The sequence below is a fragment of the Polaromonas naphthalenivorans CJ2 genome (assembly GCF_000015505.1).
GTDB lineage: Bacteria > Pseudomonadota > Gammaproteobacteria > Burkholderiales > Burkholderiaceae_C > Polaromonas > Polaromonas naphthalenivorans.
In genome coordinates, this window is record NC_008781.1 from 2,909,387 (window position 1) to 2,927,703 (window position 18,317).

Here is an 18,317-nt window from a genome sequence, read left to right on the forward strand (position 1 = left end):
ATACCTGAATTCCGAATTCTGGCAGTTCTGGTCAGGCTTGCAGCGGCGCAGCCTGCATCAGGCGATCAATTTCGGCCAGCGCGTGCGCCGCCCCGGCCGCAATGCCCACGTCCAGCCGCGTCGGCACGGCGAACTCGCGCGGATTGATGCGCACCAGCCGCCCGCCAAAGCGCTGGACGATGCGCTGGCTGAAATGGCGCACCGAAGGAATCGCCGTGCCCGCGCCCAGCTCCACCACCACCGGCCGGCAGACGCTGCCCAGCCAGCGCTCCAGCCGCGCGGCCTGCTGCCAGGCACGGTCTTCAAGCCACTCCGAATCATTGAACATCAGGATATTGGGCCGCGCCAGACCGCCGCAGTGCGGGCACACCGGCGGCGCATTGAGCAGCAGGCATTGCGCGGCGTCCACCTCGGGAACGAAGCCGTCGGCCGGCCAGATGGCGCTGCTGCACGGCTCCATGCATTGCAGATGGGCAATCGAGCCATGGCATTCATAGACGCTGTCCGCCTCGAAGCCAGCTTTCTGAAATTGCCCATCGACATTGCTGGTGAACACCGAAAGCCCGTGCGGCATGGCCTTGCCCCAGCACTTGAGTATCTCGAAACCGGGGTGCGGCCGGGTGGCGCGGTAAAGCTGCAGCCGGTGCCCGTAAAAGCCCCAGGCGCGCTGCGGGTCGGTGCGAAAAGCGTCCGGGCAGGCGATGCTGTAAAAATCCACCTTGTCCCGCCCCAGCACCGGGTAGGCCTTCCAGAATCCTTCCGTTCCCCGGAAATCGGGCAGGCCCGAATCAACGCCCATGCCGGCGCCGGCGGCAACGATCAGGGCGTCGGCCCCAGAGATCAAGTCAGCGGCATGCGCCAGGCTTTGGGCATCAATCGATGGGCTCATGGGCTGGACTTTCCTGAATGAAAACACTCAGGATAAACGCAACCCGGGCAAGGTGCGTCAAGCCATCCTGGCGAGGATGGCGTTCATTTCATCCTTTGAAAACGCATGCAGCATCTCCGTTCGGATATTGCCGGCAGCGCCTATGCTCAGGCCAAACGCACTGGCCGACTCGTCATCCGGTGCCTCGATCATCGCCACCAGGTCATAGTGACCCGATGTCCAGTAGATCTGGCTCATGCTGGCGCCGAATTTCTTGGCGGCTTCCATGACGGCATCGGCGCGTTTCGTGGTGTCCTTCACGCTGCGAATCCCCTGGTCGGTGAAGCGGCAAAGTGCGATGTACTTCTTCATGATGGTGGCTCCCTGTTAACGAAAAACTGATCACGCAGGCTGGATGTTCTGGTTGGTGCTGAACAGGTTGGCCGGGTCGTAGCGGCGCTTGACCTGCGCGAGCCTTTCATAGTTCTGGCCATAGGCCGCCTTCACGCGCTCACCCTCGTCGGCGGTCAGGAAGTTGACGTACACGCCGCCGCTGGCAAATGGCGCCGAGGCCTTGAAATAGTCGCGCGCCCAGCGGATGCAGGCCGCGTCGTCGGCCGGGTCGTCCCAGCGGCCGTGGACGTTCATGACGAAGCGGGCGTCGCGGTGCGCATAGGCCATGGCGTCGGGCGCGGGCCGGGTGGTCGCGCCGCCGATGGCAGCAAAGAATATCTCGCACTGCGGCGACGGCAGCTTGCCGACGTACTCGATGACGGCGTCGAGCAATCCGTCCTCCAGTTTCGAGAAATTGTGCGATTTCCAGTAGTTGCGGGCGCCGGGCGTCAACAGCGGATCAAAGGCCTTCTGCCAGTCCACATAAGGCATGACGCCGACATGCGCGCCGACCGGTTTGCCAAAGGCGTGCAGCGGCGCGATCAGCGTCTTGCCTTGCTCTGGATCACCCGTGTAGAGCAGCGCCAGTATGACCACCTCCTGGCCATGGACCGCTTCGGGCAGGAAAGGCAGCGGCGGCGCCTTGCGCAGGACGGTCCAGACCGAAAGCTCATCGGGCGCCTGGTCCGTGAATTCGCGGTACTGCTGAAGCACCGTCTTGGCCTCGGCAAACGGATAGACGATCAGGCCGGCGAGCACATTCGGGCCGACCGGATGGAGCCGGAAACCGAAGCGCGTCACGACGCCGAAATTGCCGCTGCCGCCGCGCAATGCCCAGAACAGGTCGGGGTGCTCGGTGGCGCTGGCGCGCAGCACCTCGCCGGCCGCCGTCACCACTTCGGCCGATTCCAGGCTGTCGATGGTCATGCCGTACTTGCGGCTGAGCCAGCCAAAGCCGGCGCCCAGCGTCAGGCCGGCGACGCCGGTGGTGGAGTTGATGCCCAGCGGTACGGCCAGGCCGTGTACCTGGGCGGCGGCGTCGAAATCGGCCAGCGTGGCGCCGCCTTCAATGCTGGCGCGGCGGTTGCTGGTATCAATGTAGGCGGCCTTCATCTGCGAGAGGTCGATGACGATGCCGTCGTCGCACACCGCGCTGCCGGCGATGTTGTGCCCGCCGCCGCGCACGGCCAGCCGCAGGCCTTGCTCCCGGGCAAAATTCACCGCGTGAACCACATCCGGGGTGGCGGCGCATCGGACGATGGCGGCGGGGTGCTTGTCGATCATCGCGTTCCAGACCTGGCGCGCGGTGTCAAAGGAAGCATCCTCGGGAAGAATGACCTCCCCCTGAATCCCCGCCTTGAGCGCCTTGATCTGCGTGGCTTGCAAATTGTTCATGGCTTTCTCCTTCGCTGCGGCCGAATGCACCTGCTCCGCAACGCAGGCAGAAAGACCGGCCGCTTATGGGTGTAGCACCACGCCGGCCTTGCGGCAAGATCCGCTGCCATTCGGAGATAGGCCTTACCTTGCTTTACATGCGCCTGTTCAACCGTCGCGCTACGCCTTGATCCAGTGTTCAGGCGCCGCCTGCAAGGCCTGCAGCAATTGCCGGGTGGCCGGCAAATGGGGGCTGCTTTGCAGGCTGTCGCCTTGCAGCGAGTCCAGCAGGCGCGCCAGGGTGTTGGCCTGCGGCGTCAGCGGGCCAAAAAACCGGGTACCCTGCGCATCGGCCAGCAGCAGCGTCGGGAAGGTCTCCACATCGATGTCGCCGACCAGCTCGGCCTGGTCTTCAATGTCCAGCCAGGCAAACCTGAAAGCCGGATAGCGCCTGGCCATCTGCGCCATGACGGCCTGGTAATCGCGGCACAGGCCGCACCAGTCGGCGCACAGGCAAACGACCCAGGTCACGGAATCGGTCATGGAAAGCTCGGCGTTGGAAGAATGGGACATGCGGGGGATGGGTTTTAAAAGGGTGGAACAGCGTCATTCAAGAGATTTGGCCGCAATGGCGGGCATCCCAATATACTATCTTTTTCATAGCGCATCACGCAGGTGCAGCATGCGCCAACGGGCGTTTTCCCATAAATTATTGACCGAAGGCGCGCGCTCTAACAGCAGTTTCTCCATCAGCGGCGCCAAAGGCGTGGTGTCGGGGTCAACCAGCAGCAGGTAGCGGGACTCGGCGCTTCCTTCGGCCTCATTGAGCTGGCCAATCCAGTCCAGCTCGGCCAGCGTTTCGAGCACCGGCTCCAGCTGCAGCCCATCGACTTCGAGCAACTCGCCCAGCCGCGAGGCGCTCATGCCCATGCGCGCCGTGCCGCGCGCCTCGTTCAGGTGCTGCAGCACTTCGATGGCCAGCTGGAAATGCCAGCCGTGCGCGCTGCCGCGACGCGGCACGCCGGCCAGCAGGCTGGGCAGCCAGGCGGTGATGACGGCGCCCATCAGCACGATGATCCAAGACACGTAGATCCACACCAGCAGGATCGGCAAGGCGGCAAAAGCCCCGTACACCAGCGAATACGTCGGCACCGCGGTCAGGTAAATGCCCATGACTTTCTTGCCGGTCTCCAGGCCTGCGGCCACGAACAGGCCGCCCGCGAAGGCGTGCGCCCATTGGACGTAGGTGTTGGGCACATAGCGGTACAGCGCGGCCACGCCGCCGGCCACCAGGAAAAACTGCGCCACGTCCAGCAAAAACCGCAGGCTGAAGGGCAAGGCGCCCACCAGGCCGCTGGAGGCCGACACCACATACGAAGTCACCGCCAGGCTGGCCGCCAGCACCAGCGGCCCGAGCGTGATGGCGGCCCAGTAAATCAGCACCCGCTGCCCCAGCGGCCGGGGTTTGCGCACGCGCCAGATGCTGTTCAGCGTGCGGTCAATCGTCAGGATCAGCGCAATCGCCGTCACCACCAGCACCGCCAGGCCCGCGACGCCCAGCTTGCTGGCCTGGCCGCTGAACTGGGTCAGGTAGCCCAGCACCTGGCGCGCGATGTTGTCGGGAATCAGGCTTTTGACCAGCCAGGCCTCCAGCGCGCCCTGCAGCTTGGAAAACATCGGAAAGGCGGTGAACACCGCCAGCGCCACGGTAAAAAATGGCACCAGCGCAATCGACGTGGTGAAGGTCAGGCTGCTGGCGGTCAGGCCCATGCGGTCTTCCCGGAAACGGTTGCGCAGCGTGATGGCGGTGTCGCGCCAGGGAAAATGCGAAAGCTGAACGAGCAAGGCCTCCAGTGAAGGGGGAATTTTCATGCCGGTATCATGCCACTCACATGAACAAAGCAAACCAAATTGAAATGACGCGCTGGCTGGCATTGGGCAGCCTGGCCGGACTGATTGTGCTGGGCCTGGCCTGGGAAATGTGGCTGGCGCCGATACGGCCGGGCGGCTCGCTGCTGGCGCTCAAAGTGCTGCCGCTGGTCATCCCGCTGGCCGGCATCTGGAAAAACCGCATGTACACCTACCGCTGGGTCAGCCTGATGGTCTGGCTGTACTTCACCGAAGGCGCGGTGCGCGCCTGGAGCGACCGCGCGCCGGGCAACTACCTGGCCATGCTGGAAGTGCTGCTGTGCCTGCTGCTGTTCGTCGCCTGCGCGCTGCATGTGCGCGTCCGGTTCAAAAACCTGCCCTCCTCCTCTGCCGTTGCTGGCCACACCCCGTCATGACCTCCACCCAACATCCCGCCCTCCTTGAAGAACTGCGCCGCATCACCGGCCCGGCCCACGTCCTGTGCGACGGCGACCTGAGCGCCTACACGCAGGACTGGCGCAAGCGCGCCCAAGGCAAGGCGCTGGCCGTGGTGCGCCCGGCCAGCGTTGACGAAGTGGCCGCCATCGTCAAGGCCTGCGCCGCCGCCGGCGTCAGCCTGGTGCCGCAGGGCGGCAACACCGGCCTGGCGGTCGGCTCGGTGCCTGACGAATCGGGCACCCAGGTGGTGCTGAGCCTGCAGCGCATGAATGCCGTGCGCGCGATGGATGCTGCCAACCTCACCATCACCGTCGAGGCCGGCTGCATTTTGCAAAGCCTGCAGGAAGCGGCCGAAAAAGCCGGTTTCCTGTTTCCGCTGAGCCTGGCCGCCGAGGGCAGCTGCACCATTGGCGGCAACCTGGCGACGAATGCCGGCGGCACGCAGGTGCTGCGCTACGGCAATGCGCGCGACCTGTGCCTGGGGCTCGAAGTCGTCACGGCGCAGGGCGAGATCTGGCATGGGCTGTCGGGCCTGCGCAAGGACAACACCGGCTACGACCTGCGCGATTTGTTCGTCGGCAGCGAAGGCACGCTGGGCATCATCACCGCCGCCACGCTCAAGCTCTATCCGCAACCGGCCGCGCGCCTCACCGCTTGGGCAGCCGTGCCGTCGATGGAAGCGGCCGTCACGCTGCTGGGCCTGGCGCACCGGCACCTGGGCGCGGGCCTGACCGGCTTCGAGGTGATGGGCCAGTTTGCCCTGAGCCTGGTGAACAAGCACTTCCCCCAACTGCGCGTACCCTTCTTCGAAGCGGTGGCCGCCAGCGCCGGGCCGCCCCAAGCCAGGCCAGCCCCCTCGGGGGGCAGCGAACCACACGTAGTGGGGAGCGTGGGGGCTCCTTATTGCGTGCTGCTGGAGAACTCCGACCACGAATCCGAAGCCCATGCGCGCGAGCAGTTCGAGCGCCTGCTGGAAACCGCGCTCGAAGACGGCTGCGTGAGCGATGCAGTGGTCGCCGAAAACCTGGCGCAGGCGCACCAGCTCTGGCACATCCGCGAAAGCATTCCGCTGGCGCAGGCCGAGGAAGGCCTGAACATCAAGCACGACATTTCGATTGCAGTGTCGCGCATTCCCGAATTTGTCGAGGCCACCGACGCGCTGCTGCGGCAAAACATCGCCGGCGTGCGGCTGGTGAACTTCGGCCACCTGGGCGACGGCAACCTGCACTACAACGTGCAGGCGCCCGAAGGCGGCGACGCCAGGGCCTTCCTGCGCGACCGCGAAGAAGAGGTCAACACCCTGGTGTATGACTCGGTGGCCCACTTCGACGGTTCGATTTCGGCCGAGCACGGCGTTGGCAGCCTCAAGACGGACAAGCTTGAGATTTACAAATCGCCCGTCGCGCTGTCGATGATGCATGCCATCAAGGGCGCGCTGGACCCGCTCAACATCATGAATCCCGGCCGGATCGTGAAGCTTTAAAGCCGCAGGCTGCGGGCATAATCGAGGCTTTTTTCCTTGATTTCCCCCATGACCCGCCCAATCCGCCACCAGTACGAAGATCTCATGCGCCTTGTGGCCACGCAAGGTGCGTTCAAGGCCGACCGCACCGGCACCGGAACAAAAAGCGTGTTTGGCCACCAGATGCGCTTTGACCTGAACGAAGGCTTTCCGCTGGTCACGACCAAGAAGGTCCACCTCAAGTCCATCATCCAGGAGCTGCTGTGGTTCCTGACCGGCTCCAGCAGCAACCACTGGCTGACCGAGCGCGGCGTGACGATCTGGAACGAATGGGCGCGCGCGGACGGCGACCTTGGGCCGGTCTATGGCGTGCAGTGGCGCAGCTGGCCGACGCCGGACGGCGGCCACATCGACCAGATCGCCGAGGTCATCAAGACCCTCAAGACCAACCCCGACTCGCGCCGCATCATCGTCAGCGCCTGGAACGTCGCCGACCTCGACAAGATGGCGCTGATGCCCTGCCACGCGCTGTTCCAGTTCTACGTCGCCCCGGCCACCGAGGCCGGCGGCAAGGGCAAGCTGAGCTGCCAGTTGTACCAGCGCAGCGCCGACATCTTCCTGGGCGTGCCGTTCAACATTGCCAGCTATGCCCTGCTGACGCACATGGTGGCGCAGCAGTGCGACCTGGACGTCGGCGACTTCATCTGGACCGGCGGCGACTGCCATATCTACAGCAACCACCAGGAACAGGTAGCCCTGCAACTGGGCCGCGCGCCTTTCGCCTATCCGCTGCTCCACATCAGGCGCAAGCCCGATTCGATCTTCGACTACCAGTTCGAGGACTTCGAGTTCCTCGACTACCAGCACCATCCGGCCATCAAGGCGCCGGTGGCCGTTTAATGAACACGCCCCGCATCAACCTGATCTACGCCCGCGCGGCCAATGGCGTGATCGGCAGGAACAACGCCATGCCCTGGCATCTGCCCGAAGACCTGGCGCACTTCAAGCGCCTGACGCAGGGCTGGCCGGTCATCATGGGCCGCAAGACCTGGGATTCGCTGCCACCGCGTTTTCGCCCCCTGCCGGGCCGGACCAATCTGGTCATCACCCGGCAGCCGGACTGGCAGGCGCCGGGCGCGCTGCCGGCCGCCAGCCTGGCCGACGCACTGGCGCAGTGCAGCCAGTCCGAAGAAGTCTGGGTCATCGGCGGCGCGCAAATTTATGCCCATGCCGAGCCGCTGGCCGACCGCATCGAGGTCACCGAAATTGCCCAGGACTTTGACGGCGATGCGTTTGCGCCGCCATTGGGTGAAGAATGGCAGGAAACAGCGCGTGAAGCGCATGTGTCAAGCCATGGTCTGCCTTTCAGCTTCGTGACTTTTGAAAAGGCCAGCGCATGAACATCCAGAACTTTTTCGGCATCGAGCTGCCAGTTATCCAGGCTCCCATGGCCGGCGTGCAGACCAGCGCCCTGGCGATTGCCGTTTCAAACGCCGGCGGCCTGGGCTCCCTGCCCTGCGCGATGCTGACGCCAGATGCCCTTCGCGCAGAGCTGGCGGCCATCAGCGCACAGACCAACCGGCCCTACAACGTCAACTTCTTCTGCCACACGCCCGCCGCGCCCGACACGGCCCGCGAGGCGAAGTGGCGTGCCGCACTCGCGCCCTATTACGCTGAATTCGGCATCGACCCCGCCACGGTGCCGGCCGGCGGCGGACGGGCGCCTTTCAGCAGTGAATTCGCCGATGTGCTGGCGGCGTTCAGGCCACCCGTCGTGAGCTTTCATTTCGGCCTGCCTTCGCCGGAGTTGCTGCAACGCGTGAAGTCCTGGGGCGCGAAAGTACTGTCTTCGGCCACCACCGTTGCGGAAGCACGCTGGCTGGAGGCGAACGGTGCTGACGCGATCATTGCCCAGGGACTTGAGGCCGGCGGCCATCGCGGGATATTTCTGAGCGATGACCTCACGACCCAGGTCGGCACCATGGCGCTGCTGCCGCAGGTCCTGCGCGCAGTGCGCGTGCCCGTGATCGCGGCCGGCGGTATTGCCGACGCACGGGGTGTGACAGCGGCACTGGCACTGGGTGCCGCTGGCGTGCAGGTGGGCACGTCTTACCTGTTATGCCCCGAGGCCACCACCACGGCGCTGCATCGCGCCGCGCTTAAAAGCGAGCGTGCAGAACACACCGCGCTCACCAACTTGATCACCGGCCGCCCGGCCCGGGGCATTTACAACCGGCTGATGAGCGAGCTTGGCCCGGTAAGCGACGCGCCGCCGGCCTTCCCGTTTGCGACATCCGCACTGATGCCCTTGAAAACCGCTGCCGAAAAGCTCGGCCGCGATGATTTCTCCACCCTCTGGTCGGGACAGAACGCGAGCGGCTGCCGCGAGATTCCCGCTGCGGAATTGACGCGATTGCTTGTCGCCGCCTGAACTCCACGGCCATAAAATTTCGATCTGAAATATCAATTCGCTGAGCTTTCGGCTACGCAGGTGCTGGATATTCAGCGGGCTGAAATTCAGTTTTGTCACCTATCAAAAATACTTAGAAAAATAATATGTCAGGACACGGATTTCACGTACACGGCCCCCACGACCACGAACTGGAGCATGCCGCGCAGAGCGGTCACGAAAGCGGCGGCATGATCAACCAGATCGCCATGTTCACCGCCATCATCGCCACGGTAGGCGCTATTTTTGGCTACATGGGCGGCGCCACGCAGGCCAATGCCGGCCTGTACAAAAACAACGCGGCCATCAAGAAGACCGAAGCGGCCAACCAGTGGAGCTACTTCCAGTCCAAAAGCACCAAGCAGTCGCTGGCCGAATTCGCGCGCGACCTGGCGCCGGAAGATAAGAAAGTGGGCTACCAAGGCAAGATTGACCGCTACGAAAGCGAAAAAAACGAGATCAAGACAGGTGCAGAAAAATTGGAAGCCGAATCCCTCGTCTGGGACAAATCCTCCGACGAGCAGTTGCACCAGCACCACCGCTGGGCGCAGGCTACCACCGTGCTGCAGGTGTCGATTGCGCTGGCGGCGATTGCCCTGCTGACGCGCAAGAAGTGGCTGGAGTACGGCATGTTTGGCGTGGCGGCTGTGGGCCTGGTGCTGGGCGGCCTGGCTGCGCTACATATTTAATAGCTGCTTACGCCCGACCTGATTGCGCTGGAGCACTAAAACCCATGAAAATTGCCACCTGGAATGTCAATTCCCTGACCGTCAGGCTGCCGCAGGTGCTCGACTGGCTTGCCGCCAATCCGGTCGATGTGCTGTGCCTGCAGGAACTCAAGCTCAGCGATGACAAGTTCCCCTTGCAGGAACTCGAAGCGGCCGGCTACCAAAGCGCGGTGTTCGGCCAGAAAACCTACAACGGCGTCGCCATCCTGAGCCGCACGCCGGCCCGCAACATCGTGAAGAACATCACCGGCTTCACCGACGAGCAATCGCGCGTCATCGCCGCCACGCTGGACATGCCCACCGGCGAGGTGCGCGTGGTCAACGGCTATTTCGTCAACGGCCAGTCGCCGGGCAGCGAGAAGTTCGAGTACAAGATGAAGTGGCTGGAAAGCCTGCGCAACTGGCTGCGCGAAGAGTTGGCCGAGCATCCGAACCTGGTGCTGCTGGGCGACTTCAACATCACCGCCGACGACCGCGACAGCTATGACCCGGAAGGCCTGCGCGAAACCATCCACCACACCAGCGAAGAGCGGCAGCACTTCCAGGCCCTCGTCAAGCTCGGCCTGAATGACGCCTTCCGCATGTTCGACCAGCCCGAGAAAAGCTACTCCTGGTGGGACTACCGGGAGATGGCCTTCCGGCGCAACCGGGGGCTGCGGATTGACCATATCCTGGTCAGCGAAGCGCTCAAGCCCCTGGTTCGCAGTTGCGTGATCGACAAGCTGCCGCGCAAGAACGAGCGCCCCAGCGACCATGTGCCGGTCGTGCTGGAACTCGATTTGCTATAAAAAAAGTAGCTGCCTGCGCAGGTGCAGCCTGCGCAAACGCCATTATTTACTCAAGATTGAGTTCCTGGATCTTGCGCGTGATGGTGTTGCGCCCGATGCCCAGTTTGTGCGCGGCCTCGATGCGGCGGCCATGCGTGTTGGCCAGCGCGGTCTGGATCAGCCGCGACTCGAACCGGCGCGTCAGCACATCCCACACATCGCTGCGCCCCGAGATCAGCAGCGCCAGGGCTTCGGCCTCCAGTCCGGTTTCCCACTGCGCTACCTGGCCGGCGTTGTCGCTGCCTGTGCCTGTGGCCACCGGCTGCGGCGTTGCCGGCGCAAACGCTTCAGATGAATAGGCCGACGCAGAGGTCTTGTCGGCATCCCCGGTCCGGTCCTGCCTGAGCGGCTCGGTTTTTTCGGTCAGGGCCGGGGCTTGCTTCCATTCAGGCGTGGCACCCAGCACTTCGGGCGGCAGATCCTTGGGCTCAATCACCTGGGCAGGCGCCATGACGGTCAGCCAGTGGCAGATGTTTTCCAGCTGGCGCACGTTGCCGGGAAAGTTGAACAGGCTCAGCTGCTGCAGGGCTGCTTCTGAAATCCGCTTGGGCTCCACGCCCAGCTGCTTGGCGCTTTGCTGCAGGAAGTGGCGCGTCAGCATGAACACATCCTCGCGGCGCTCGCGCAGTGCCGGCAGGCGCAGGCGGATCACGTTGAGGCGGTGAAACAGGTCTTCCCGAAAGCTGCCTTCCTTGACGCGCTGCTCCAGATCCTGGTGCGTGGCGGCAATCACGCGCACATTGGCCTTGACGGCGTTGTGGCCGCCGACGCGGTAAAAATGACCGTCGCTGAGCACCCGAAGCAGCCGCGTCTGCAGGTCAAACGGCATGTCGCCGATTTCATCGAGGAACAGCGTGCCGCCGTCGGCCTGCTCGAAGCGCCCGCGACGCAGCGTCTGCGCGCCGGTGAAGGCGCCGCGCTCGTGGCCGAACAATTCGCTTTCCAGCAAATCCTTCGGGATGGCGGCGGTGTTGATGGCGATGAACGGCCCGTTGGCGCGGGGCGAATGCTTGTGCAGCGCGCGCGCCACGAGTTCCTTGCCCGAACCGGATTCGCCGGTGATCATCACCGTGACCATGCTCTGGCTCAGCCGGCCGATGGCGCGGAACACATCCTGCATCGCCGGCGCCTGGCCCAGCATCTCGGGCGCGGCAGCCATGCGCTCTTCGGCCACTTCCTCGCGCTGGCTTTCCTCGACCGCACGGCGAATCAGCTCGACCGCCTTGTGCAGGTCAAACGGCTTGGGCAGGTATTCGAACGCGCCGCCCTGGAAGGCCGACACGGCGCTGTCCAGGTCGGAAAATGCGGTCATGATAATGACCGGCAGGCCGGGCAGCTTGATCTTGACCTGCTCCAGCAAATCCAGGCCCGAGCCGCCGGGCATGCGGATGTCGCTGACGATGATTTGCGGCCCGTCGGCCTCGGTGGCAATATCGAGCGCGGCCAGCACTTCGCGCGGATTGGTGAAACTGCGCGTTGGCAGGCCTTCGCGCAGCAGGGCTTTTTCCAGAACAAACCGGATGGACTGGTCATCGTCAACAATCCAGATCGGTTTCATGCTTTTTTGTCCCTTTGCTACTAGCAGTAGTTATCTTTGAAGTGAAAGACAACAGACTTCAGGGCAGCGGTATCAGCAGCTTGAAGTCTGTATGGCCAGGCCGGCTCTCGCACTCAATCAAGCCGTGGTGTTGCTGGACAAAGGTTTGCGCCAGTGTCAGCCCCAGCCCCGAACCGCCTTCGCGCCCTGACACCAGGGGATAGAAAATGCGGTCTTTGATGGAGTCCGGTACACCCGGCCCATTGTCAATCACATGCAATTCCAGTGCCAGGCGATAGCGCTTCTTTCCAAAAGTTACCTGCCGGGCAATACGCGTTTTGAAAGTGATTTTTGCGTTGCCTGCCGCGATGCGTTCAGCCAGTTCCTGGGCGGCATTGTGGGCAATATTGATCACCGCCTGGATCAGCTGCTCGCGGTCCCCGCGAAACTCCGGGATCGAGGTGTCATAGTCACGAACCACCCGCAGGCCACGCGGAAACTCGGCCAGAATGAGCGAGCGCACCCGCTCGCAGACCTCGTGGATGTTCACGTCGCCCACCAGATGCGGCCGGCGGTGCGGCGCCAGCAAGCGATCCACCAGCGTCTGCAGACGGTCGGCCTCATGGATGATGACCTGCGTGTATTCCGTCAGATCCTTGTCGATTTCCATCTGCAGCAGCTGTGCCGCGCCGCGAATGCCGCCCAGCGGATTCTTGATCTCGTGCGCCAGGTTGCGGATCAGTTCCTTATTGGCCTGCGCCTGGTCAATCAGGCGCTCTTCGCGGTCCTGCTTGGCCTGCTGCTCCAGCGGCAGCATCTCCACAATCGCTTCACCCGGCGTGTCGGTCTGCGCCACCACCACATGCACCGGCATCGGCTCATGGTTCAGGCGCCGCAGCCAGGCGTCGTAGCGCAGGGCGGCGAATTCATTGCTGCCCGCCCCCTCCAGCGCATGCTTGAGGATGTGGGGTTCGGTGAAGCATTCAGGCAGTTGCGAGCCTTCGATGGTGCGGCGCGACGTGCCCAGCGCGTCTTCGAGCGCGGCATTGGCAAACACCACGCAGCCATTGGTGCGGACCACCGCGACCAGCGTGGCCAGCAGGTCAAAGGCCTGAAAGCGGATGGTTCCAGAAGCCGGGAAGGAAGACAGAAAAGTGGGGATGGATGGCTTTTTCATGCAGAAGCTGTTGCGATCTGGCTTAATTTGCGGCCGGCAAGCGGGAAATTTCGCGCTTCAGGCTGGAAATATCGCTCTGGCTGCGCGCAATGCTGTCCTTGAGATCGCTGATACGGTCCAGGTAGCGCTGGTAGTTGCGCCCCTCGATGCCCTGCTTTTCAGGCTCGCCGTTGTTGTATTCCTTTTGCAGCTCTGCCAGCCGGGCTTCGGACTTGCGCAACTCCGATTCGAGAATGATGCGCGAATCACTGTCGCGCGCCCGCTGGTCGGGGCTGCTGTCACGCGCCTGGCTTGGGGCCGGGCTGGCGGCAGCGCGCGCCGGGGCTTTGGGTAGCGGCGTTCCCTGCACCACGGTGACATTGCCGCCAGAGACCAGCTTGCAGTTGCGCACCTGGGCATCCTTTGAATTGTTGATGTATTCAGGCGCGCTGCCGCCGACACCGGCGCAGCGGTAAATTTGCTGCGCCCAGGCGCCATGGCAGCTACCCAGCAGCAAGATAGAAAAAAGGGACAGGGAAGGCAAGGAAAAAGTATTTTTCATGAGGAGGTTCCAGCGTCTGGATGCGCTTGGCGGTAATGTGCAGGATAGAGACGGGGATCGTCTGCGAGTATGCTGCAAAGCGGCAAAAATATGAAGTTGCCAATGCATCAACCCCGCTCCACCATAAAAAAAGGATGGCAGATGCCATCCTTTTTTTTCAGCCGCCCACTTCAGCGAAGTAAGCGGTTTCGCCTTGATTACAGCGAGTAGTACATCTCGAATTCGATGGGGTGCGTCGCTTGGCGCAGACGCGTGACTTCGCCCATTTTCAGATCAATGTAGCCATCGAGCATGGTGTCGGTGAACACGCCGCCCTTGGTCAGGAAACCGCGGTCTGCATCGAGGCAGTCCAGCGCCTGGTCCAGGCTGTGGCAGACGGTTGGAATCAGCGCATCTTCCTCGGGCGGCAGATGGTACAGATCCTTGGTGGCGGCTTCGCCCGGATGGATCTTGTTTTCCACGCCATCGAGACCGGCCATCATCAGGGCCGCAAAGCCGAGGTAAGGATTCATCAGTGGATCGGGGAAGCGTGCCTCGATGCGGCGGCCCTTGGGGTTGGCCACATAAGGAATGCGGATCGAAGCCGAACGGTTCTTGGCCGAGTAAGCCAGCTTGACCGGGGCTTCGTAGCCAGGAACCAGGCGCTTGTAGCTGTTGGTGCCGGGGTTGGTGATGGCGTTCAGGGCACGGGCGTGCTTGATGATGCCACCCACGTAGTACAGCGCAAAGTCGGACAGGCCGGCATAGCCGTCGCCGGCAAACAGGTTCTTGCCGTCTTTCCAGATCGACTGGTGCACATGCATGCCGGAGCCGTTGTCGCCGACGACGGGCTTGGGCATGAAGGTGGCGGTTTTGCCGTAGGCATTGGCCACGTTGTGCACCACGTATTTCATGACCTGCGTCCAGTCGGCACGCTCGACCAGCGTGCTGAAGCGGGTGCCGATTTCGTTCTGGCCAGCGCCAGCGACTTCGTGGTGAAACACTTCAACCGGAATGCCGAGCGATTCGAGGATCAGCGACATTTCAGCGCGCATGTCCTGGGTGCTGTCCACCGGAGGAACCGGGAAGTAGCCGCCCTTGACGCTCGGACGATGGCCGCGGTTGCCGCCTTCGAGCTTCTTGCCCGAATTCCAGGGCGCTTCGTATTCATCAATCTTGAAGAAGGTGCCCGACATGTCGGTGTTCCAGCGCACATTGTCAAAGATGAAGAATTCTGGCTCTGGTCCGAAGTAGGCGGTGTCGCCCAGGCCGGAGGCCTTGAGGTAGGCTTCAGCACGCTTGGCAATCGAGCGCGGATCGCGGTCATAGGCCTTGCCATCGCTGGGCTCGACCACGTCGCAGGTCATGAACAGCGTCGTTTCTTCAAAGAAAGGATCGATGTTGGCGGTGTTGGGATCAGGCATGAGCTGCATGTCGGAAGCTTCAATGCCCTTCCAGCCTGCAAACGATGAGCCGTCGAAAGCGTGGCCCGAGATAAATTTGTCTTCATCAAAATGCGACACAGGCACGGTCACATGATTCTCTTTCCCCCGTGTGTCGGTCAAGCGAAAGTCAACGAACTTGACCTCGTTTTCCTTGATCATGTTCATGACGTCTGCGACGGTCTTTGCCATCAAAATCTCCTGTGCTGGATGGTGGTTTAAAAAATCAATTCGGCTCTGCTGGATGCACTTTTTATGCCAGAGCCAGGAACTGTTGAGTTTGGGCCGGGCCTTTAATTGTGCCGCCGCTATTGTCGCTATTGAACGGCCGTTGGCTCGTTCCAGACCCCATGGTTTTAAAAAATTAGTCGATAAAGCACCAAAAAAGTGCGTATTACCCGCGAATTTTATGGTGTTCGCATTAACGCACCAATTCAGGGCCAAGCTGGAGATTGAATTGGTGCAGTCCTGACAGCAAAGCGGGATAGGCCAGGCTGACGGCCTCCACCGGGCCTTTAACGCCCAATTCAATATGGCGCCCGAATTCAGGATGATCCACGCTGGGCAGGCTGAACACCTTGACGCCTGCATGCTCGGCTTCAATCGCCAGCATCAGCGGCGTCAGTGCGGCCTCCATGGAGCCCATCACGATCACGGATTTTTCAATGAATGCTGATTTTTGGTGCAGATGGGCATAGCGCTGGTCGAGCACCCACTCCACCATCGGCCAGGCCATGACCGGAAAGCCGGGAACGAAATGTATGCCCCCACGCTCTCCCACTGCGTGTGAGTCGCTGCCCCCCGAGGGGACTGGCCTTGCTTGGGGCGGCCCGTCGCGGCGGCCGACCTCGCCAGGCTCAACAAAGCAACTGAAGCCCGGAATCTTGTTGTACGGATTGGGAATGATTTCAGCGCCCACCGGAAACACGCCCATGTTCAGGCGATGAAGGTTGTCATGCCGGTCCGGCTCGACAACGGTGCCCTGCTCTTTCGCTGTGTCCCGCATGCGTTCTTCAATCAGCCGTTTGGCCTCGGGATGCAGCGCCAGGTCAACGCCCAGCGCCCGGGCGGCGCACTGGCGGGTGTGATCGTCCGGCGTGGCGCCAATGCCGCCGGTGCTGAACACCACATCGCCCGACGCGCGCGCCGCTGCAAAGGCGCGCGCCAGCGTCGCGGTGATGCGCTCCGGGTCGTCGCCCACATATTCGGCATAGGCCAGTGACAGGCCGCGCGCGGCCAGCAGTTCGATGATTTTCGGCAGGTGCTTGTCGGCACGCTTTCCCGAAAGAATTTCATCGCCAATGACGATGATTCCAAAGTGAGGGGTCATACGAGGTCATCCTGCAGTTAGGACAATGAATCAGGCCGGCCGGACGCAGACTTGGGGAAAACGTCCGGCAGCGGTGCATCAACTATCAAATCAGTAGCAGCTTGTGCCCGTGGTGCTTGCGCAAAAGCATTATTTCGCTTGCGAAGCTGCTCCAGCGCGGCCAGGCAGTAGTGGGCAAACCAGAGCGACGAGAAGGCAAACACCAGGGTGTAAATCCAGATCGCCAGCGGCACCAGGATCGGCGCCATGGCGATGAACATGGCGCCCGATGCCCAGAGCAGGCTGGGCGCGGCGCCAAGGTAGCCGCTGAGCACGCCAATGCCGAGCAGCGCCGGGCGGTTTTCCCGGAAAATCTGCTCCCGCTCTTCAAGGCTGGCATGGTCGGCCAGCGCATCGTAGGACATGACGCGGTAGGTCAGCCAGCCCCAGATCAAGGGCGGCAGTATCAATACCAGGGGCGGCACCAGCCACAGGGGAACCGTCGCCACCAGCGCAACGGCAGCCAGAACGGTCGAACCCAGCGACCGCAGGATGCTGCCCAGCAGCGAGCCGCCTCGTTTACGCTCCAGTTGCGGAAACCGCCGGCTCGCCACCAGGGCCACCATGCTCGGCGTCATGAACATCGCCACGAACAGCAAGGTCACCATGACGATCACCGGAATGGCCAGGAACAGCAGCAGCGCAGGCGCCAGCACCAGGTGCAGGCTGCCCAGGCCAACGCCTTCCAGCCAGTGCAGCATGGCGTTGACCAGCTCGAAGCTTTCCAGGCTGCCGCGCACCGCGATGAGTGCGCTTTCCCAGTAAAGGTAGCCCACGGTCAGCGACAGCGCGCCCATGATGACGACGGGCAGGATCGACAGCACGATGACGCGCGGATGCAGGCAGTACATCACCGCCCGCCAGAAGGAATCAAGAAGACTGTTCATGGGCAATTCATGCGCGCCCGAACAGGCGCTTCATGCCCAGCCACTGCTGGGACCAGAAACCACGGCCGTAATCACGGTTGGCCTCGACCTGGTCGCGCACGCCGGTCGGCTCGTAACGCTGCTCGAAATTGGCCGTGCCAAACAGCATGTCCCACCACGGCAGCAGCACGCCGAAGTTATGCCCGCCCAGCGTTTTCGGGCCGTTGGTTTCATGGCCGATGCCGATGCTGTGGTGCAGCCGGTGAAAGCGCGGGCTGACCCAGAGACGCTCGCCTATGCGGCCAAACCACAGCCGCACATTGGCATGCTGGAAACTTTCGCTGAGCTGCGTCAGGGTGACGATGACGATGAACTGGTCGGGGGCCACGCCAATGAGTTGCGCCACGACGACGACGACGCTGTCGAGCACGATGCTGTCGAGCAGGTGGCTGCGGTTGTCGCTCCACATCGTCATTTGCCGCTGCGAATGGTGCAGCGAATGCAGGCGCCACCACCACTCCAACTGGTGCTGGCCCCGGTGCGTCCAGTAGCCGACGAAGTCAAATGCCAGCAGGTAGATCAGCAGGCTGACGACGGCCTGGTCAGTGACGCCGGGCCACAGCTGGTCGAGGTGAAAAGTGCCGTAGCCCGCTGTCCGCAGCGCACCGAAGATTTCATCAAACCAGGGATCAAGGGTAAAGAACAGCGCCAGCTTGAACAAGCCCAGCCGGTGAAGCAGCGTGTAGAGAACGTCAACGCGTATGCTGGCCCGCTCACTGGGCGAGTCCATCGCCTCCACCGGCCGCCAGCGCTGCAGCGGGCTAATCACGGCCAGCAAGATGATGATCTGGATCACGCCCATCATGAACCAGGCGGTCGCCCCATAAGCATCCTCGAACAGGCTGCTCAGGCCGAGCGCGAACAGGGCCGGTTGCACCAGCGCCTGGAACAGCCATGCCTGAACGCCCACGAAAATTCCAGTCAACCAGTCCATCGTG

Annotated in this window: 19 protein-coding genes; 7 read left to right on the forward strand and 12 right to left on the reverse strand. The window is 62.7% G+C overall.

Going from position 1 to position 18,317, the window contains the following annotated elements:
* Positions 1 to 31 precede the first annotated feature (31 nt).
* The 5 genes from PNAP_RS13810 to PNAP_RS13830 form a co-directional block, all read right to left on the reverse strand.
* The gene (locus tag PNAP_RS13810; RefSeq protein ID WP_011802144.1) at positions 32 to 889 is read right to left on the reverse strand and encodes an SIR2 family NAD-dependent protein deacylase; all 858 of its coding nucleotides are present in this window, start codon (positions 887 to 889) and stop codon (positions 32 to 34) included.
* A gap of 57 nt (positions 890 to 946) precedes the next feature.
* Entirely contained in the window at positions 947 to 1,240 is a 294-nt protein-coding gene (locus PNAP_RS13815; protein ID WP_011802145.1) for a GYD domain-containing protein, read from the reverse strand.
* Positions 1,241 to 1,270: 30 nt separating this feature from the next.
* Complete coding sequence (locus tag PNAP_RS13820; RefSeq protein ID WP_011802146.1) at positions 1,271 to 2,656, reverse strand: FAD-binding oxidoreductase; 1,386 nt, start codon at positions 2,654 to 2,656, stop codon at positions 1,271 to 1,273.
* A gap of 159 nt (positions 2,657 to 2,815) precedes the next feature.
* Entirely contained in the window at positions 2,816 to 3,208 is a 393-nt protein-coding gene (locus tag PNAP_RS13825; RefSeq protein ID WP_011802147.1) for a thioredoxin family protein, read from the reverse strand.
* Between the two features lie 84 nt (positions 3,209 to 3,292).
* Entirely contained in the window at positions 3,293 to 4,507 is a 1,215-nt protein-coding gene (locus PNAP_RS13830) for a YihY family inner membrane protein (RefSeq protein ID WP_011802148.1), read from the reverse strand.
* 20 nt (positions 4,508 to 4,527) lie between these two features.
* Here PNAP_RS13830 and PNAP_RS13835 point away from each other — a divergent pair, with 20 nt between their 5' ends.
* From PNAP_RS13835 to xth, 7 genes are all read left to right on the forward strand, one after another.
* Complete coding sequence (locus PNAP_RS13835) at positions 4,528 to 4,920, forward strand: DUF2069 domain-containing protein (protein ID WP_011802149.1); 393 nt, start codon at positions 4,528 to 4,530, stop codon at positions 4,918 to 4,920.
* Positions 4,917 to 6,425 carry an FAD-binding oxidoreductase gene (locus PNAP_RS13840; protein WP_011802150.1) on the forward strand — a complete coding sequence of 503 codons (1,509 nt, stop codon included), beginning with the start codon at positions 4,917 to 4,919 and terminating at the stop codon, positions 6,423 to 6,425. Before PNAP_RS13835 ends, PNAP_RS13840 begins: the two co-directional genes overlap by 4 nt.
* A 48-nt stretch (positions 6,426 to 6,473) precedes the next feature.
* The gene (locus PNAP_RS13845) at positions 6,474 to 7,304 is read left to right on the forward strand and encodes a thymidylate synthase (protein ID WP_011802151.1); all 831 of its coding nucleotides are present in this window, start codon (positions 6,474 to 6,476) and stop codon (positions 7,302 to 7,304) included.
* Positions 7,304 to 7,804 (forward strand): dihydrofolate reductase, encoded by a 501-nt coding sequence (locus tag PNAP_RS13850; protein ID WP_011802152.1) that lies wholly within the window; start codon positions 7,304 to 7,306, stop codon positions 7,802 to 7,804. Before PNAP_RS13845 ends, PNAP_RS13850 begins: the two co-directional genes overlap by 1 nt.
* A complete protein-coding gene (locus tag PNAP_RS13855; RefSeq protein ID WP_011802153.1) occupies positions 7,801 to 8,835 on the forward strand; it encodes an NAD(P)H-dependent flavin oxidoreductase in 1,035 nt (344 codons plus the stop codon). The genes PNAP_RS13850 and PNAP_RS13855 overlap by 4 nt, the downstream gene beginning before the upstream one ends.
* 125 nt (positions 8,836 to 8,960) lie before the next feature.
* The gene (locus PNAP_RS13860) at positions 8,961 to 9,542 is read left to right on the forward strand and encodes a DUF4337 domain-containing protein (protein WP_011802154.1); all 582 of its coding nucleotides are present in this window, start codon (positions 8,961 to 8,963) and stop codon (positions 9,540 to 9,542) included.
* A 44-nt stretch (positions 9,543 to 9,586) separates the two neighbouring features.
* Positions 9,587 to 10,369 carry an exodeoxyribonuclease III gene (gene xth / locus PNAP_RS13865; RefSeq protein ID WP_011802155.1) on the forward strand — a complete coding sequence of 261 codons (783 nt, stop codon included), beginning with the start codon at positions 9,587 to 9,589 and terminating at the stop codon, positions 10,367 to 10,369.
* Positions 10,370 to 10,415: 46 nt separating this feature from the next.
* Here the strand turns inward: xth and ntrC are convergent, their stop codons facing one another.
* From ntrC to PNAP_RS13900, 7 genes are all read right to left on the reverse strand, one after another.
* The gene (gene ntrC, locus PNAP_RS13870) at positions 10,416 to 11,966 is read right to left on the reverse strand and encodes a nitrogen regulation protein NR(I) (RefSeq protein ID WP_011802156.1); all 1,551 of its coding nucleotides are present in this window, start codon (positions 11,964 to 11,966) and stop codon (positions 10,416 to 10,418) included.
* A 58-nt stretch (positions 11,967 to 12,024) separates the two neighbouring features.
* Positions 12,025 to 13,122, reverse strand: coding sequence for a nitrogen regulation protein NR(II) (gene glnL / locus PNAP_RS13875; protein WP_011802157.1), 1,098 nt, complete (start codon positions 13,120 to 13,122; stop codon positions 12,025 to 12,027).
* Between the two features lie 22 nt (positions 13,123 to 13,144).
* Positions 13,145 to 13,663 carry a hypothetical protein gene (locus PNAP_RS13880; protein ID WP_011802158.1) on the reverse strand — a complete coding sequence of 173 codons (519 nt, stop codon included), beginning with the start codon at positions 13,661 to 13,663 and terminating at the stop codon, positions 13,145 to 13,147.
* 197 nt (positions 13,664 to 13,860) lie between these two features.
* Entirely contained in the window at positions 13,861 to 15,276 is a 1,416-nt protein-coding gene (glnA, locus tag PNAP_RS13885; protein WP_011802159.1) for a type I glutamate--ammonia ligase, read from the reverse strand.
* A gap of 229 nt (positions 15,277 to 15,505) precedes the next feature.
* Positions 15,506 to 16,414 carry a competence/damage-inducible protein A gene (locus PNAP_RS13890; RefSeq protein ID WP_011802160.1) on the reverse strand — a complete coding sequence of 303 codons (909 nt, stop codon included), beginning with the start codon at positions 16,412 to 16,414 and terminating at the stop codon, positions 15,506 to 15,508.
* Between the two features lie 17 nt (positions 16,415 to 16,431).
* Positions 16,432 to 17,340, reverse strand: coding sequence for an EI24 domain-containing protein (locus PNAP_RS13895; protein WP_011802161.1), 909 nt, complete (start codon positions 17,338 to 17,340; stop codon positions 16,432 to 16,434).
* A 7-nt stretch (positions 17,341 to 17,347) separates the two neighbouring features.
* Positions 17,348 to 18,313 (reverse strand): sterol desaturase family protein, encoded by a 966-nt coding sequence (locus PNAP_RS13900; protein WP_011802162.1) that lies wholly within the window; start codon positions 18,311 to 18,313, stop codon positions 17,348 to 17,350.
* Positions 18,314 to 18,317: the final 4 nt, after the last annotated feature.

Bases quoted from the DNA above. Each gene is read 5' to 3' on its own strand.
- PNAP_RS13810 (WP_011802144.1), bottom strand. From the start codon at position 889: ATGAGCCCATCGATTGATGCCCAAAGCCTGGCGCATGCCGCTGACTTG.
- PNAP_RS13815 (WP_011802145.1), bottom strand. From the start codon at position 1,240: ATGAAGAAGTACATCGCACTTTGCCGCTTCACCGACCAGGGGATTCGC.
- PNAP_RS13820 (WP_011802146.1), bottom strand. From the start codon at position 2,656: ATGAACAATTTGCAAGCCACGCAGATCAAGGCGCTCAAGGCGGGGATT.
- PNAP_RS13825 (WP_011802147.1), bottom strand. From the start codon at position 3,208: ATGTCCCATTCTTCCAACGCCGAGCTTTCCATGACCGATTCCGTGACC.
- PNAP_RS13830 (WP_011802148.1), bottom strand. From the start codon at position 4,507: ATGAAAATTCCCCCTTCACTGGAGGCCTTGCTCGTTCAGCTTTCGCAT.
- PNAP_RS13835 (WP_011802149.1), top strand. From the start codon at position 4,528: ATGAACAAAGCAAACCAAATTGAAATGACGCGCTGGCTGGCATTGGGC.
- PNAP_RS13840 (WP_011802150.1), top strand. From the start codon at position 4,917: ATGACCTCCACCCAACATCCCGCCCTCCTTGAAGAACTGCGCCGCATC.
- PNAP_RS13845 (WP_011802151.1), top strand. From the start codon at position 6,474: ATGACCCGCCCAATCCGCCACCAGTACGAAGATCTCATGCGCCTTGTG.
- PNAP_RS13850 (WP_011802152.1), top strand. From the start codon at position 7,304: ATGAACACGCCCCGCATCAACCTGATCTACGCCCGCGCGGCCAATGGC.
- PNAP_RS13855 (WP_011802153.1), top strand. From the start codon at position 7,801: ATGAACATCCAGAACTTTTTCGGCATCGAGCTGCCAGTTATCCAGGCT.
- PNAP_RS13860 (WP_011802154.1), top strand. From the start codon at position 8,961: ATGTCAGGACACGGATTTCACGTACACGGCCCCCACGACCACGAACTG.
- xth (WP_011802155.1), top strand. From the start codon at position 9,587: ATGAAAATTGCCACCTGGAATGTCAATTCCCTGACCGTCAGGCTGCCG.
- ntrC (WP_011802156.1), bottom strand. From the start codon at position 11,966: ATGAAACCGATCTGGATTGTTGACGATGACCAGTCCATCCGGTTTGTT.
- glnL (WP_011802157.1), bottom strand. From the start codon at position 13,122: ATGAAAAAGCCATCCATCCCCACTTTTCTGTCTTCCTTCCCGGCTTCT.
- PNAP_RS13880 (WP_011802158.1), bottom strand. From the start codon at position 13,663: ATGAAAAATACTTTTTCCTTGCCTTCCCTGTCCCTTTTTTCTATCTTG.
- glnA (WP_011802159.1), bottom strand. From the start codon at position 15,276: ATGGCAAAGACCGTCGCAGACGTCATGAACATGATCAAGGAAAACGAG.
- PNAP_RS13890 (WP_011802160.1), bottom strand. From the start codon at position 16,414: ATGACCCCTCACTTTGGAATCATCGTCATTGGCGATGAAATTCTTTCG.
- PNAP_RS13895 (WP_011802161.1), bottom strand. From the start codon at position 17,340: ATGAACAGTCTTCTTGATTCCTTCTGGCGGGCGGTGATGTACTGCCTG.
- PNAP_RS13900 (WP_011802162.1), bottom strand. From the start codon at position 18,313: ATGGACTGGTTGACTGGAATTTTCGTGGGCGTTCAGGCATGGCTGTTC.